This window comes from Streptomyces sp. NPDC092369 (assembly GCF_044755245.1).
In the GTDB taxonomy this organism is placed as follows: Bacteria; Actinomycetota; Actinomycetes; order Streptomycetales; family Streptomycetaceae; genus Streptomyces.
The window spans coordinates 1,918,951-1,933,646 of sequence record NZ_JBIVQP010000001.1 but is presented as its reverse complement, the minus strand read 5'-3'; the positions used below and the strand labels follow the sequence as shown (position 1 = coordinate 1,933,646).

At 70.9% G+C, this 14,696-nt stretch carries 15 protein-coding genes; 11 read left to right on the top strand and 4 right to left on the bottom strand.

Annotated elements, in window-relative coordinates; genetic code table 11:
* Positions 1-80: 80 nt before the first annotated feature.
* From ACIQI8_RS08440 to paaE, 8 genes are all read left to right on the top strand, one after another.
* Entirely contained in the window at positions 81-1,304 is a 1,224-nt protein-coding gene (locus tag ACIQI8_RS08440; protein WP_402346762.1) for a thiolase family protein, read from the top strand.
* Positions 1,301-2,170: an enoyl-CoA hydratase/isomerase family protein gene (locus ACIQI8_RS08435; protein WP_402346177.1), complete on the top strand. Its 870-nt coding sequence runs from the start codon at positions 1,301-1,303 to the stop codon at positions 2,168-2,170. The genes ACIQI8_RS08440 and ACIQI8_RS08435 overlap by 4 nt, the downstream gene beginning before the upstream one ends.
* Positions 2,167-3,018 carry a 3-hydroxyacyl-CoA dehydrogenase family protein gene (locus tag ACIQI8_RS08430; RefSeq protein ID WP_402346175.1) on the top strand — a complete coding sequence of 284 codons (852 nt, stop codon included), beginning with the start codon at positions 2,167-2,169 and terminating at the stop codon, positions 3,016-3,018. The genes ACIQI8_RS08435 and ACIQI8_RS08430 overlap by 4 nt, the downstream gene beginning before the upstream one ends.
* A 102-nt stretch (positions 3,019-3,120) precedes the next feature.
* A complete protein-coding gene (paaA, locus tag ACIQI8_RS08425; protein ID WP_402346173.1) occupies positions 3,121-4,107 on the top strand; it encodes a 1,2-phenylacetyl-CoA epoxidase subunit PaaA in 987 nt (328 codons plus the stop codon).
* A complete protein-coding gene (gene paaB / locus ACIQI8_RS08420) occupies positions 4,104-4,406 on the top strand; it encodes a 1,2-phenylacetyl-CoA epoxidase subunit PaaB (RefSeq protein WP_402346171.1) in 303 nt (100 codons plus the stop codon). The genes paaA and paaB overlap by 4 nt, the downstream gene beginning before the upstream one ends.
* A gap of 9 nt (positions 4,407-4,415) precedes the next feature.
* The gene (gene paaC, locus ACIQI8_RS08415; RefSeq protein ID WP_402346169.1) at positions 4,416-5,246 is read left to right on the top strand and encodes a 1,2-phenylacetyl-CoA epoxidase subunit PaaC; all 831 of its coding nucleotides are present in this window, start codon (positions 4,416-4,418) and stop codon (positions 5,244-5,246) included.
* Positions 5,240-5,755 carry a 1,2-phenylacetyl-CoA epoxidase subunit PaaD gene (gene paaD / locus ACIQI8_RS08410; protein ID WP_402346167.1) on the top strand — a complete coding sequence of 172 codons (516 nt, stop codon included), beginning with the start codon at positions 5,240-5,242 and terminating at the stop codon, positions 5,753-5,755. Before paaC ends, paaD begins: the two co-directional genes overlap by 7 nt.
* 11 nt (positions 5,756-5,766) lie before the next feature.
* Entirely contained in the window at positions 5,767-6,867 is a 1,101-nt protein-coding gene (paaE, locus tag ACIQI8_RS08405) for a 1,2-phenylacetyl-CoA epoxidase subunit PaaE (protein ID WP_402346760.1), read from the top strand.
* Positions 6,868-6,889: 22 nt separating this feature from the next.
* Here the strand turns inward: paaE and ACIQI8_RS08400 are convergent, their stop codons facing one another.
* On the bottom strand, positions 6,890-8,059 hold the full coding sequence (locus tag ACIQI8_RS08400; protein WP_402346165.1) for an alpha/beta fold hydrolase: 1,170 nt from the start codon (positions 8,057-8,059) through the stop codon (positions 6,890-6,892).
* 114 nt (positions 8,060-8,173) lie between these two features.
* The gene (locus tag ACIQI8_RS08395) at positions 8,174-8,860 is read right to left on the bottom strand and encodes a TetR/AcrR family transcriptional regulator (RefSeq protein ID WP_402346163.1); all 687 of its coding nucleotides are present in this window, start codon (positions 8,858-8,860) and stop codon (positions 8,174-8,176) included.
* A gap of 259 nt (positions 8,861-9,119) precedes the next feature.
* Here ACIQI8_RS08395 and ACIQI8_RS08390 point away from each other — a divergent pair, with 259 nt between their 5' ends.
* Together ACIQI8_RS08390 and ACIQI8_RS08385 are read left to right on the top strand one after the other, a co-directional pair.
* On the top strand, positions 9,120-10,013 hold the full coding sequence (locus ACIQI8_RS08390) for a M28 family peptidase (protein WP_402346161.1): 894 nt from the start codon (positions 9,120-9,122) through the stop codon (positions 10,011-10,013).
* Positions 10,014-10,456: 443 nt separating this feature from the next.
* A complete protein-coding gene (locus tag ACIQI8_RS08385; protein WP_402346159.1) occupies positions 10,457-11,764 on the top strand; it encodes an MFS transporter in 1,308 nt (435 codons plus the stop codon).
* A 50-nt stretch (positions 11,765-11,814) separates the two neighbouring features.
* Here the strand turns inward: ACIQI8_RS08385 and ACIQI8_RS08380 are convergent, their stop codons facing one another.
* Complete coding sequence (locus ACIQI8_RS08380) at positions 11,815-12,444, bottom strand: TetR/AcrR family transcriptional regulator (protein WP_402346157.1); 630 nt, start codon at positions 12,442-12,444, stop codon at positions 11,815-11,817.
* 93 nt (positions 12,445-12,537) lie between these two features.
* Here ACIQI8_RS08380 and ACIQI8_RS08375 point away from each other — a divergent pair, with 93 nt between their 5' ends.
* The gene (locus tag ACIQI8_RS08375) at positions 12,538-14,172 is read left to right on the top strand and encodes a CocE/NonD family hydrolase (RefSeq protein ID WP_402346155.1); all 1,635 of its coding nucleotides are present in this window, start codon (positions 12,538-12,540) and stop codon (positions 14,170-14,172) included.
* Here ACIQI8_RS08375 and ACIQI8_RS08370 read toward each other — a convergent pair.
* Entirely contained in the window at positions 14,141-14,689 is a 549-nt protein-coding gene (locus ACIQI8_RS08370; RefSeq protein WP_402346153.1) for a hypothetical protein, read from the bottom strand. The two genes, ACIQI8_RS08375 and ACIQI8_RS08370, sit on opposite strands and share 32 nt — an antisense overlap.
* Positions 14,690-14,696: the final 7 nt, after the last annotated feature.

Sequence of the window (14,696 nt, the reverse complement as noted above, 5' to 3'; positions counted from 1 at the left end):
ATCCAGCAACACTCCTGCATGTCAAGAGGTGGATCGCAGGCCGCACAGACGCCCCCGTTCACCGATGCCGAGGAGTCCGCCTGATGTCCGACGTCTATCTCGTCGACGGGGCCCGTACCCCGCAGGGCCGCTACGGCGGCGCCCTGGCCTCCGTACGCCCCGACGACCTCGCGGGCCTCGTCGTCGGCGAGGCGGTCCGCCGTGCCCGCGTTCCCGGCGAGGCCGTGGACGAGGTCATCCTGGGAGCCGCCAACCAGGCGGGCGAGGACAACCGTGACGTGGCGCGGATGGCGGTGCTGCTCGCCGGGCTGCCGCACACCGTGCCCGGCTACACCGTCAACCGCCTGTGCGCCTCCGGCCTGACGGCGGTCGCCTCGGCCGCCCAGGCGATCCGCGCCGGCGAGGCGGACCTCGTGGTCGCCGGGGGTGTGGAGTCCATGACCCGGGCGCCCTGGGTGATGGAGAAGCCCGGCACGCCCTGGGCCAAGCCGGGCCAGGTGCACGACACCGCACTGGGCTGGCGCTTCACCAACCCGCGCTTCACCGCCGCGGACCGGGCCGTGCCCGCCGGGGCCGACCCGCAGACCACCAAGCTCACGCTGACCATGGGGGAGACCGCGGAAGAGGTCGCCGCCCTGGACGGCATCACCCGCGCCGAGTCCGACGCCTTCGCCCTGCGCAGCCACCAGCGCGCCGTGGCCGCGCGGGACGCGGGCCGCTTCGACCGCGAGATCGTGCCGGTCCCGGTGGGCGACGGCGAGGTGACCCGGGACGAGGGCCCGCGTCCCTCCACCACGCTGGAGAAGCTGGGCTCGCTGCGGACCGTCTTCCGTGAGGACGGCATCGTCACGGCGGGCTCGTCCTCACCGCTCTCCGACGGCGCCGCCGCGCTGGTGGTGGCCAGTGCCGAGGCGGTGGAGCGCTACGGGCTCACGCCCCGCGCGCGGATCATCGCCTCCGCGTCGGCCGGCGTACAGCCCAACCTCATGGGCCTGGGCCCGGTGCCCGCCAGTGAGAAGGCCCTGGCCATGGCCGGCTGGGAGGTCGGCGAGCTGGACGCCGTGGAGCTCAACGAGGCGTTCGCCGCCCAGGCGTTGGCCGTCATCCGCCGCCTCAAGCTCGACGAGGACAAGGTCAACGCCGATGGCGGTGCCATCGCCCTTGGCCATCCGCTCGGCTGCTCCGGCGCCCGCATCCTGCTGACCCTGCTCGGCCGCCTGGAGCGCGAGAACGGCCGCCGCGGCCTGGCCACGCTGTGCGTGGGCGTCGGCCAGGGCGTCGCCCTGCTGGTGGAGCGGGTATGACGGCCACGAGCGAGGGAGCGGGTGTGACGGCCACGAACGGTGGACCGGGTGCGACGGCCAGGACCGATGCGGCGGGCGTGACGGCCACGACCGATGCGGCGGGTACGACGGCCACGACCGAACTCCGTTCCTACGAGACCCTGTTGGTGGAGGAGCGCGCCGACCGGGTCGTCGTCACCCTGCACCGCCCCGAGGCCCGCAACGCCATCAGCGGCCACATGATCAGCGAACTGCACCAGGTGTGCGAGCTGCTGGAGCGCGAGCCCAAGCTGCTCCTGCTGACCGGCCACGGCGGTGTCTTCGCGGGCGGCGCCGACATCGCCGAGCTGCTGGAGCGCGGTCGCGACGAGGCGCTGCGGGGCATCAACAGCCGCCTGTTCGAGCGCGTGCGGCGGCTGCCCATGCCGACCCTCGCCGCCGTCGACGGCTGGGCCCTCGGCGGTGGCGCCGAACTCGCCTACGCCTGCGACCTGCGGATCGCCGGCCCCGACGCCGTCTTCGGCAACCCCGAGCCGGGCCTCGGCATCATCGCGGCGGCCGGTGCCTGCTGGCGCCTGCCCGAGCTGGTCGGCGAGTCGGTGGCCAAGCAGATCCTGCTCGCCGGGCGCCAACTGGACGCCCGGGAAGCGCAGTCGGCGGGCCTGGTCATGGACGTCGTACCGGCCGAGAAGCTGTTGGAGCAGGCGCACGCGCTGCTCGACCGCATGGCGCGTCAGTCGGCCGCGGCCCTGCGGCTGACCAAGCTCGTCGTCGACTCGCCCGGCGCCCACCCCGTCGCCGACGACCTGGCGCAGGCCGTGCTGTTCGAGGGCCAGGACAAGAAGGACCGGATGACCCGCTTTCTCGAACGAAGGAGCCGCGCATGACCTCCGCACCCAAGACCGTCGGTGTCATCGGCGGCGGCCGTATGGGCGCGGGGATCGCCCAGGCCTTCGCCGCCGCCGGCTCGGTGGTGACCGTGGTGGAGAGCGGGACGGAGGCCGCCGCGGCGGCCCTGGAACGGATCGGCGCCGGGCTCGGGCGGGCCGAGGAGCGCGGTCACCTCGGGGAGTCCGCGGAGCGCGTGATCCGGCGCGTCTCCGTCGTGGACACGGTCGGTGACCTGCCCGCGGACACCGAACTGGTCGTGGAGGCCGTGCCCGAGGACGCCGCGCTCAAGGCCCGCGTGCTGAAGGCGGCCGAGGAAGCGGTGGGCGGTACGACGGTGCTCGCGACCAACACCAGTTCGCTGTCGGTCGCCGATCTCGCCGCCGTCCTGGACCGGCCCGACCGTTTCCTCGGCATGCACTTCTTCAACCCGGTGCCCGCCTCCGCGCTGGTCGAGATCGTGGTCGCCCCGGCCACCGCCGCGCACACCGTCGAGGCCGCGCTGGAGTGGACCAAGGCGCTGGGCAAGCACGACGTCGTCGTCAAGGATTCCCCCGGCTTCGCCAGCAGCAGGCTCGGGCTCGCCCTCGGTCTGGAGGCGATCCGCATGGTCGAGGAGGGCGTCGCCGCGCCCGAGGCCATCGACGACGCGATGCGGCTCGGCTACAAGCACCCGATGGGGCCGCTTCGCCTGACGGACCTGGTCGGACTCGATGTCCGGCTCGCGATCGCGGAGTACCTGCACGCCACCCTGGGTGAGCGTTTCGCCCCGCCGCGGCTGTTGCGCGAGAAGGTGGCGCGCGGGGAACTCGGGCACAAGACGGGACAGGGCTTCTACACATGGTGAACGGCCGCATCCGCGGAACCCGGGGCGCAGAGCTTGCCAGCCCGTGGGGGGTTCACCGTATGATGAACCGAACGAATGGTCGGTAGGGGAAAGGTGGTAGAGATGGCCACGGCACACGCCGCCGCGTCGCCCGACAGCGACGCCGTGCAGGAGCTGGAGTCGCAGTTCGACGCGACGATCGCACGGGACCAGCGGATCGAGCCGCGTGACTGGATGCCGGAGGGCTACCGCAAGACGCTGGTCCGGCAGATCGCCCAGCACGCCCACTCTGAGATCATCGGCATGCAGCCCGAGGGCGAGTGGATCACCCGGGCGCCCTCGCTGCGCCGCAAGGCGATCCTGTTCGCGAAGGTCCAGGACGAGGCAGGGCACGGGCTGTACCTGTACTCGGCGGCCGAGACCCTCGGCGTCGACCGGTCGGAGCTGACGCAGCGACTGCTCGAAGGGCGCCAGAAGTACTCCTCGATCTTCAACTACCCCACGCCCACCTTCGCCGACGTCGGCGTCATCGGCTGGTTCGTCGACGGCGCCGCGATCTGCAACCAGGTGCCCCTGTGCCGCAGTTCGTACGGACCCTACGCGCGCGCCATGGTGCGCGTCTGCAAGGAGGAGTCCTTCCACCAGCGCCAGGGCTACGAGTTGCTGCTGACGATGATGCGCGGCACCCAGGAACAGCGGGACATGGTGCAGGACGCGGTCGACCGCTGGTGGTGGCCCTCCCTGATGATGTTCGGGCCGCCCGACGACGACTCGCCCAACTCCGCCCAGTCGATGGCCTGGAAGATCAAGCGGCACAGCAACGACGAACTGCGCCGGCGCTTCGTCGACATGACCGTGCCGCAGGCCGCCAAGCTCGGCGTGACCCTGCCCGACCCCGAGCTGCGCTGGAACGAGGAGCGCGGCCACCACGACTTCGGCACCCCCGACTACTCCGAGCTCAAGCGTGTGATCAGCGGCGACGGGCCGTGCAACACCGAGCGGATGGAGCGGCGCCGCACCGCCCACGAGGAGGGCGCCTGGGTGCGCGAGGCGGCAAGCGCCCACGCGGCCAAGCAGGCGGCCCGGGCCCGTCAGGAGGCGGCGGCATGAGCGACACCCGGCACGGAACACCCGAGTGGCCGCTGTACGAGGTGTTCGTGCGCGGCAAGCGCGGACTCAACCACGTCCACGTCGGCTCGCTGCACGCGGCGGACGACCGGATGGCCCTCACCCACGCCCGCGACCTCTACACCCGGCGCAACGAGGGCGTGAGCATCTGGGTCGTGCTCTCGGAGCACATCTCCGCCTCCACCCGCGACGAGAAGGACCCCTTCTTCGCGCCCAGCGCCGACAAGGTCTACCGGCACCCGACCTTCTACGACATCCCCGACGATGTCCCGCACATCTAGGAGCCGGGTATGAGCGACGACCACGTCTACATGACCCTGGCCGAGGGGCACGACGACAGCGACGCCCGCTGGGCGTTCGGCACCGGCTTCGAGGACCCGCTGCGCGGGGTGGACACCACCGTCCCCGAGGGCGTCGACGCCGTCGAACTGGCCGCCCTGTGCACGGCGTTGGGCGACGACGCCCTGGTCCTGGCCCAGCGGCTGGCCGAATGGGTCACCCGGGCACCGGAGTTGGAGGAGGAGGTAGCGCTCGCCAACATCGGCCTCGACCTGCTCGGCCAGACACGTCTGCTGTACGCGCGCTGCGGCCAGGTCGACGGCACCGGGCGCGGCGAGGACGCCTACGCCTACTTCCGCGACGCCGACGAGTTCCGCAACGTACGCCTGGCCGAACTGCCCAACGGGGACTTCGCGTTCTCCGTCGTGCGGCTGCTGGTGCTCTCCAGCTGGCGCCTCGCCCACTTCGTCGAACTGTCCGCCTCGCCCGACCCGGTGCTCGCGGCCATCGCGGCCAAGGGCGTCAAGGAGCTCACCTACCACCGGCAGTACGCCGCCGAGTGGACCGTGCGCCTGGGCGACGGCACGGCGGAGTCCCGCGCGCGCATGGTCGCGGCGCTGGAGTCGCTGGCGCCGTACTGGGAAGAGCTGTTCGCCGCGCACGACGTGCGTGATGCGGTGATGGGAGACCTCCGCCAGGTCCTCGACGCGGCCGGACTACCCATGCCGCAGGCCGAGTCGCTGCCCGGTGCCGGCCGGCAGGGGGAGCACACCGACCATCTCGGCCCGCTCGTCGCCGAGTTGCAGAGTGTCGCCCGCGCTCATCCGGAGGCGACATGGTGACCGTCCTGGACGACGTCCGACGCGCCCGGCACCTCGCCGAACAGGTGCCGGACCCGGAGCTGCCGATGCTCACCCTGGCCGACCTGGGTGTCCTGCGCACCGTCACGATCGAGGACGACGGGACGGTCGTCGCGAGCCTCACGCCGACCTACTCGGGCTGCCCGGCCATGGCCGAGATGCGCGCCGGCGTCGACGCGCGGCTGCGCGAGGCGGGCTTCGACCGGGTCGAGATCCGCACGGTCCTGGACCCGCCGTGGACCAGCGACTGGATCACCGCCGCCGGGCGCCGCAAGCTCGCCGAGCACGGCATCGCCCCGCCGACGCCGGCCCCGCGGCACGCGGCGGGCCCCGTCCCGCTGAACCTGTCGCCGACCCGGCGCACGATCGCTTGCCCGCGCTGCGGTTCGGTCGACACCGAGGAGACCTCGCGCTTCGCGGCCACCTCCTGCAAGGCGTTGTGGCGCTGCCGCAGCTGCCAGGAGCCGTTCGAGTACGTCAAGGAGATCTGATGGCAGAGGTGATGACACCGACCGCCGGTGCCCCCGCGGCGACCGTGCGTCGGCGCCGGGCGGCGTTCCACCCGCTGCGGGTCGCCGGGGTGGAGCGTCTGTGCGAGGACGCGGTCGCTGTCAGCTTCGAGATTCCGGACGCGCTCGCGGACGAGTTCGCCTTCAGCCCCGGCCAGTCGCTCACCCTGCGCCGTGACATCGAGGGACGCGACGAGAGGCGTTCGTACTCGATCTGCTCGCCGGCGGGCACACAGCCGCGCATCGGCGTCCGGGAGGTCCCCGGAGGCCTCTTCTCCTCCTGGCTCGTCCACGAGGTCAAGGCGGGTGACACCGTCGACGTCATGGCCCCCGTCGGCGCCTTCACCCCCGACCTCACCGCGCACGGCCACCATGTGCTGATCGCGGCCGGCTCGGGCATCACCCCCATGATGTCCATCGCCGAGTCGGTCCTGGCCGCCGACGACCGCTCCCAGGTCACGCTCTTCTACGGCAACCGCCGCACCGACACGGTGATGTTCGCCGACGAGCTGGCCGACCTGAAGGACGAGTACCACACCCGCTTCCAGCTCGCCCACGTCCTCTCCCGCGAACCCCGCGAGGCCGACCTCCTCTCCGGCCGCCTCGACGGCGAGCGCCTGGCCGCCCTCGTCGACGGCCTGGTCGACGTCAAGGGCGTCGACCACTGGTGGCTGTGCGGCCCCCACGGCATGGTCCTCGACGCCCAACAGGTCCTCGGCGCCCTGGAGGTGCCCGGCGAGCGGATCCACCAGGAGCTCTTCTACGCCGATGAGCCGCCGCAGCCCGTCCACCACGAGGACAAGGTGCTCAGCGGCCCGGTCAGCCAGGTCACCGTCACCCTCGACGGCCGCTCCACCACCGCCGGACTCTCCCGCGAGAGCACGCTGCTCGACTCCGCCGCCCGCATCCGCCCCGATCTCCCGTTCGCCTGCAAGGGCGGGGTCTGCGGCACCTGCCGGGCGCGGATCACGGACGGCGAGGTGGACATGCGCCGCAACTACGCGCTCGAACCCGCCGAGGTGGACGCCGGCTATGTGCTGACGTGCCAGTCCTTCCCGGTGTCCGAGAAGGTGACGGTCGACTACGACAGCTGAGGGCCTCGCGGGCCCAGGGCGGTCACTTGCGCAGCTTCCGGTCCAGGAACCCGGTGATGATGCCCATCACCTCCTGCGTGGACCAGGGCAGACCGGCCTTCGGGTCGCCCAGGAACGACATGTCCCCGTGGTCGGCGCCCTTGATGACGTAGCGCGTGGCCTCAACTCCCTTGGCCTTGAGGGCGTCCAGCAGGATCAGCGACTGGCTGGGGGAGATGATCCGGTCCTTGTCCCCCTGGAGCAGGATGAAGGGGGCCGAGGCCGAACTCAGGTGAGTGGCGGGGTCCGCCGCCTTGTTCGCGGCCGGGTCCGTGACGACGGTCTTCTCGGATCCGGGACCGAAGACGTAGGCGTTGAGGAAGCTGCCGGGGGCCAGGTCCTTCTCCCTGGTCGCCGCGTCGAAGTCGTCGGCGATCCTCGCGAGGTCGGAGGCCCCGAACTCGTCGACCACGGCCCGGACATCGCTGCTCTCGTCGAGGTCGTCCCCCGAGACGAAGTCCTTCGTCCCGCTGGTCGCGCCGACCATGGCCGCGAGATACCCGCCGGCCGACTGGCCCCACACGGCCACCTTCCCCGTGTCGATCCCGTACTCGCCGGCGTGGGCGCGCAGATAGCGGATCGCGCTCTTCACGTCGGCGACGCCGTCCCTGTAGGTGGAGCCGGTCGTCGTCGTGCGGTACTGGACGCTCGCGACCGCGTACCCCTGCTCGGCCACATAGGTGCGCTCGCCGAGGTTGGCCGACTTGTCCGCCATCACGAAGCCGCCGCCGGTGATGTAGACCACCAGGGGCTTGGTGCCTGACGTCTTCGGCACCTGCAGATCCAGCTTCAGGTCGAGCCTCTTGCCGTCGGTCGTGGGGGACGCGTACGTGATGTCCTGCCGCAGGGTCACCTCGGCCCTGCCGCACTCGATCTGCGGGCCGTCCGGAGTGACGACGGTGCTGGTGCTCGTGTCGGTCTGCCTGACCGTCCTGGCCACGAGGATCGTCGCGGGGGAGCTGCCGCTGGGCGCGGCGCTGGACGCCTCGCCGGTCCGGTCGGTCGAGGACTGCGGGCAGGCGCCGGTCTTCGCCAGGGCGGCGGCCGTCGCGGTCCGGGTGGGCGCGGTGGACCCCGAGGAGGAGCATGCCGTGGCTCCCAGACCCAGCAGCGCGATCCCCGCGACCACGCCGCGCGTGCTGCGCGCAACCATGTGAGCTCCTTCTCTGAGCGGAATAGGTGCCTCCGCTCAGAGAACGTATGACCGTCCGAGCTCCCGTGCGGTGTGGGCGTAGCCCATCCGGTGGCGGGCGCCGCCGGCGGGTCGCTACTCCGGTTCCGGCGCGGGCCTGACCAGACCCATCACCTGCTCCACCAGCTCATTGCCCAGGCTGGGGGTCGTCAGCGGTGGATTGTCGGGACGCTGCCTGAGGCCGTTGAGGAGGATCTCGATGTAGCGGCGCCAGATGTCCGGCCGTCGGCCCTGGGTGAACTGGGAGGCCTGACTCAGCATGTGCACCATGACGGGGATGTCGGAGGGAGTGACCTCCTCGCGCAACTGGCCGCTCTCCTGGGCCCGGCGGATCAGCCCCTCCAGAAAGGGGAGCATGCCGCCGCGTGCCGTCTCCAGGGGCGCGGAGCTGTGACTGCCCAGCATGATCACTTCGTGCAGGCCGCGGTTCTCGGCGAGGTCGGCCGTCATCCGCATGAGGAAGTCGACCAGGCCCTGCCAGGGGTCGGGCTGGGCGAGCGCGTCCTCGGCCGACTTCTGCCGGATGGCCAGGTCGTGCTCGAACAGGGCACGCACCAGTGCTTCCTTGGTGGGAAAACGGCGGTACACCGTGCCCACGCCGACTCCGGCATGACGGGCCACGTCGTCGAGGGTGACCCCGAGCCCGTGCCGGCCGAAGACCTCGCGGGCGGCGATCAGGATTCGTTCCCGGTTCAGGGCGGCGTCCCGCCTCAAGGGGCGGCCGTCGTCCGGCGGCGTACTTCCCCGGGAACTCTCAGTCATAACCGTATGGTAACCCCGGTGATCACGACCCAGTGATCACCGCCCGTCGGGTGCCCCGGATATGATCGCCGGATCGCGGCGCGAAAGCGCGCACCGAGGAACCCCGCTTGTGCGAAGCCAGTTAAGCCACGGAGCAGCCGTGACCCACGACCCGGCAGATGTGAGTGACTTCGAGCCCTTCGTGGACGAGTCACGTCTGCGTCGTGATGTCGAGTTCCTCAGCACACACCCACGAAGCCGACGCAGGACGCCGGACATCATGGCGCGCGCCGAGTCATATGTGTCCCAGGAGTTGGTCTCCGCCGGCTGGCAGGTGGAGCGGCAGCCCTTCGATCTGCGGTGGCGGCTGGGTGCGACCGACCAACAGGGCCACCGGGCGCTCGCGTTGAAGCCGCGGCTGCACCGACGGCTCCAAGGGGCCAACCTCATCGCGTCGTTGCCCGGTGCCGACAACGCCGGCACCGTGCTGATCGGGGCGCACCTGGACAGCGTCGACGGCAGCCCCGGCGCCGATGACAACGCGTCAGGAGTGGCCGCCGTACTGGAGATCGCGCGCCTGCTGGCGCGGCTGCCCGTCGCGCCCTCGGTGACGCTCGCGGTGTTCGACATGGAGGAGCTCGGCCTGATCGGGGCGCAGTACGCCGCGCGCCAACTCACCGCCCGGCAGCGGGTGTTGGGGATGATCTGCCTGGAATCGGTCGGCTACTTCGTGGACGAGCCCGACACCCAGCGCCTTCCGGCCGGCTTCGCCGCCGCCTTCCCCGAGGCCGCCGCGGCCACCAAGGCCGATGACTCCCGGGGGAACTTCGCCCTCGTCGTCCACCGCGGGACCTCCGTCGCCGCCGCCAGGTCCTGGGAGCGCGCGGCGGCAGCGACCTCGACCGCGCTGCCGAGCATCCTGCTGCGCGACCCGAGGCCCGACGGACTGCTGGGCATGCTCATCGGGTTGGTCGTCCCACCGGCCAACCACTTGGGCCGCAGTGACCACGCACCCTTCTGGAACCGACGTGTGCCCGCAGTCATGTTGACGGACACAGCCAACTTCCGGAACCCGAACTACCACCGGCCGACCGATGTGCCGGACACACTTGACTTCGGCCGGCTGGCCGCGGTCACCGCGGCGACGGCCACCACCGCGGTCAACTGGGTCTGACCATGTGCACCGGCAAACAGCCGGGCCGGCCCACCCTGCCTGACATGTGAGTCCTGTGGCGCCCGAGGTGCCGAGGGATGACGTTCAACGGTTGCCCTGGGCACGGTCTTTCGCGGGCAAAATTCCATCCGTACAGCTCCCTTGACACCGGCTGCACGGCTCCCTTTACTTACCAATCACCAAACGACCAATCGTTCGGTCGGGTGGTCTTCAGCCGAGGGGAAGGGCCCGGGCGCCACCGTGTCCCCGCCTTCCGTCGGTCAGTACTGGCGCTGCCGGTTCACCCATCCCGTGACCCCACGGATGCCAGTCGCGCTGCGCCCTGTTTGAGCCGCGAACTCAGCTGAGTGAGTCCGTCCGTGGCTTCGCTTCGGCATGCATTCCTCTCCCCAAGCCCCGTTGAACAGCGTCTGCGGCACCGCTCACCCTGTCAGGAGACAAAAGTGACCATCGACCGAAATCTGTCCGAGGCGGTCACGCCACAGCGGGTCCGTCCGCTGCGGGTGGCCACGGCCAGCTTCATCGGAACGGCCATCGAGTGGTACGACTACTTCATCTACGGCATGGCCGCGGCCATCGCGTTCGGGCCACTGTTCTTCCCGACCGTCTCCCCGGCGGCGGGCACCCTGGCCTCGTTCGCCACCTACTCGGTCGGATTCGCGGCCCGGCCCATCGGCGGCATCGTCATGGGTCACTTCGGTGACCGGGTCGGCCGCAAGTCGATGCTGGTGATCTCCCTGCTCACCATGGGTCTCGCCACGGTGGGCATCGGCCTGCTGCCCACCTACGCCACCATCGGTGTCTGGGCGCCGGTCCTGCTGGTCACCCTGCGTTTCATCCAGGGCCTGGGGGTCGGCGGCGAGTGGGGCGGCGCGGTCCTGATGGCCGTCGAGCACGCCCCGGACCGCAAGAAGGCCTTCTACGGAAGCTTCCCGCAGATGGGCGTGCCGGGCGGGTTGATCATCGCCAACCTGGTCTTCCTCGGACTCACCACCAACCTCAGCAGTGACGCCTTCCTGTCCTGGGGCTGGCGCGTGCCGTTCCTGGCGAGCGCCGTCATGGTCATCGCCGGCCTGGTGATCCGGCTGACCGTCTCCGAGAGCCCCGACTTCGAGGCGGTCAAGCAGACCAGGACCGAGCAGCGCATGCCCTTGCTGGTCGTGCTGCGGGAGAGCTGGCGCGAGGTGAGCCTGTCCGCCGGTGCCTTCATCGGCATCAACGCGATCGGCTACATCTTCATGGCCTACCTGCTGGCCTACACGACCGCGGGGCTAGGGCTGAACCGGAACCTCATCCTCACCTTCACCCTCATCGCGTCCTTCGTGTGGCTGGTGGTCATCCCCTGGGCCTCGGCCTACTCGGACCGCAACGGCAAGCGCGGGGTGCTCATGGTCGGTTCCGTCGGCCTGGTGGGCTGCGCGGTCGTCCTGTTCCCGCTGGTCGACACCGCCGAATCACCGTTGATCCTGCTCGCACTGCTGGTGACGGCGGTGTTCATGGGCCTGGTCTACGGTCCGATAGCCGCGCTGTTCTCCGGGCTCTTCAAGGCCGAGGTGCGCTACAGCGGGGCCTCGCTCGGCTACCAGCTGGGAGCCATCCTGGGCGGCGGCCTCGCCCCGACCGTCGCCACGGCCCTGTACGACAACTGGAAGTCGACCACGCCGATCACCGTCTATCTCACCGGGGTGACCCTGGTCAGCCTCGCCTGCGTCTGGGTGCTCATGCGCAGGGAGCGGGCCGACCTCACCTAGAACCGCAGGTCGGCATGTGTACGCGGGGGCGGGGCGCACCCGGTGCGTCCCTACCTCGGAGGTGTCCCCGGGCCCGCGGACCGCAAGCCGTCGAAGACCAGCGTGGCCACGGCGTCGGCGAGCACCGGCACGGGCAGCTCCCCGTCCGGCCGGTACCACTCGATCAGGGAGTTCACCGTGCCGAAGATCAGCCGGCTCGCGAGATGCGGATCGATGTCCGCGCGGATCCCGCCCTCCCGCGCCGCGAGCACGACGAGTTCGGCGACCCGGTGGTCGAACTCACGCCGTCGCTTCAGGGCCCGCTGTTCGGTGGCACTGTTTCCGTGCACCCTCAACAGCAAGGTGACATACGGCAGTTCGGCCGCGAGCACCTCGACGCTGCCCCGCACGATGTGCTCCAGCCGGGCGGTCGGGGTGAGCCCCGCGGCGGCGGGTTCGTCGATGAGGGCGAAGAGGGCGTCCAGGGCCCGGCCCACCGCGAGTCCCAGCAGCTCCTCCTTGCCGGAGACGTGGTGGTAGATGCTGGATTTGCTCAGGCCCAGCCGCCTGGCCAGCTCCTCCATGCCGGTGCCGTCGTAACCGCGTTCGTTGAACACCTCGACCGCGATGCCGAGGATCGTTTCGCGGTCGTAGTTGGGTCTGCCGCGGCGACCCCGGTCCTGTGCTGACACGTCGTTCACGCACCCATTGTGGCAAGGGTGGCGTCCAGGGCTTCCCGGCGAGAAGAAGTGGAGATATATTCTCCACATAGTGCAGACCGAGGGGAGAAGTCCATGGCGGCATCCAGGGCGGCCGGCCCGCTGGCCCGAGCGCTGGGCGCCCTGCACGGCAAGGCCGTGGGACTGCCTCCGGCCCGTACCCGGTACCGCATCCGCACGGCGCTGCGTGTGCCGACCCGTGACGACGCCGAACTGCTCACCGATCACTACATGCCCGAGGGGGAGGCGCGGGGCACGGTGCTGATCCGGTCGCCGTACGGCCGAGGTGTTCCGGTCAGCTGGATGCAGGGCCGGATGCTGGCCGCCCGCGGTTATGACGTACTGGTGCAGAGCGTCCGTGGCACGACCGGATCGACGGGCACCCTGCGGCCGTTCGTCCAGGAGGCCGAGGACGCGCAGGACACCGTGGCCTGGTTGCGGACCCAGCGGTGGTTCGACGGGCGGCTCGCGACGTTCGGCGGGTCCTACTCCGGCTGGGCGCAGTGGGCCCTCCTGCAGGATCCGCCGCCGGAACTGCGGGGCGCGGTCATTGCGGTGGGCCCGCACGACATGCAGAAGGCGATCTACGGCACAGGTGCCCTCGCCCTCGCCGACTTCCTAGCCTGGAGCGCGACGGTCGGCGCGCAGGGCGACGGCGGACTGCGGGGACTGCGCGCCCAGTTGGCCGCGCGCCGGCAACTGGCCTCCGCGTGGCAGGAGTTGACTCCCGAAGCCGCTGCCGCCTCGGTGCTGAAAGGCGATGCGGCCGACTGGTTCGGCGAGTGGCTCGCCCATCCCGACGCGGACGACCCGTTCTGGACCGACTACCGGGCCGACTCCACACTCGACCATGTCGACGTGCCGATCCTGCTGATCGGCGGGTGGCACGACGTCTTCCTCGACCAGACCGTCCACCAGTACCGGACGCTTCGCCGCCACAACCAGTCCGTCACCTTGACCATCGGCCCGTGGACCCACATGGGCACCGCGGCGAAGGCGGCCCGGGTCATGGACCCGCAGTTGCTGGGCTGGCTCGACCACCACCTGGCCGGCGACAAGGCGGCTGCCGCAGAAGCCCCCGTGCGCATCCACCACACCGGTGCCCGTACCTGGCTCGACCTGCCCGACTGGCCACCGCCCGGAACCGAACGCGCGCTGTGGCCGCAACGGGACGGCGGCCTCGGGCCCCGCCCGGGCAGTGGGTCGGCGGGCTTCCGCTACGACCCGGCGGACCCCACTCCCGCGGTGGGCGGCCGTTACATCGGCACCAGGTCGGGCACGGTCGACAATCGCGGTCTCGAACAGCGCCCGGACGTCCTGACGTTCACCACCGGCATGCTCGCGGAGCCGATCGATGTCGTCGGAGCGCCCGCCGTGGAGTTCGACCTCGTCGTCGACAACCCGCACGCGGACGTGTTCGTCCGGCTCTGCGACGTCGACCGGCGCGGCCGTTCCCGTGTCGTCACCGAACGATTCGCGCGACTCAAGCGGGCCACGCTCGAATCGACCGTGGTCCGGCTGGAGTTGGGGGCGTGCGCGCACCGCTTCGCCGCCGGCCACCGGGTGCGGCTCCAAGTCAGCGGCGGAGCCCATCCACGCTTCGCCCGAAACCCCGGGAGGGACACATCGGGGGGCTTCGCCCCTGTCACCTATCGCGTCGGCCTCGCCGGCTCGGTGCTCACTCTTCCTGTGCCGAAGGGGACGCAGTGACTGTGCCCGACACCTCGGGCGCGGTGTAGAAGACCGACGAGCCCTGCTTCGTGCGCTGTACATGGCTCCTGGCGACCAACCCTTCGAGGGTGGTGCGCACCACGGTCGTCTTGATGGTCCGGTCCGGATGCCGCTCACTGAGCGCGGTGGTGATCTCGGCCGCGGAACGCGGCTCACCCTCGGCCGTCAGGTAGTCGCGGATCACGCTGACCAGCGTGGGCTGGGCCGTCGCCGAGCTGCCCGACCCCTTCTTCGCCGCGGTCTTCCGGGCGGTCGTGCCGGCCCTCTTACGAGGTGAGGGCGCCGAAGCCTTGGCGGTCTTACGAGGCGAGGACGCCGAAGCCTTGGCGGTCGAGGTGACACCCAGCGCCTTCTGTACGTTGCTCAGGACCGCGTGGTCCTGCTGCAGCGTGGCCAGCTGCTCCTGAAGCGCGGCGATGTCGGCGCCGACGCGCTCCTGCTCCTTGAGGTTGCTCTCCAGATCGCCGGCCACCTGAGCCGCGTACTGCGATGTCAACCCGGAA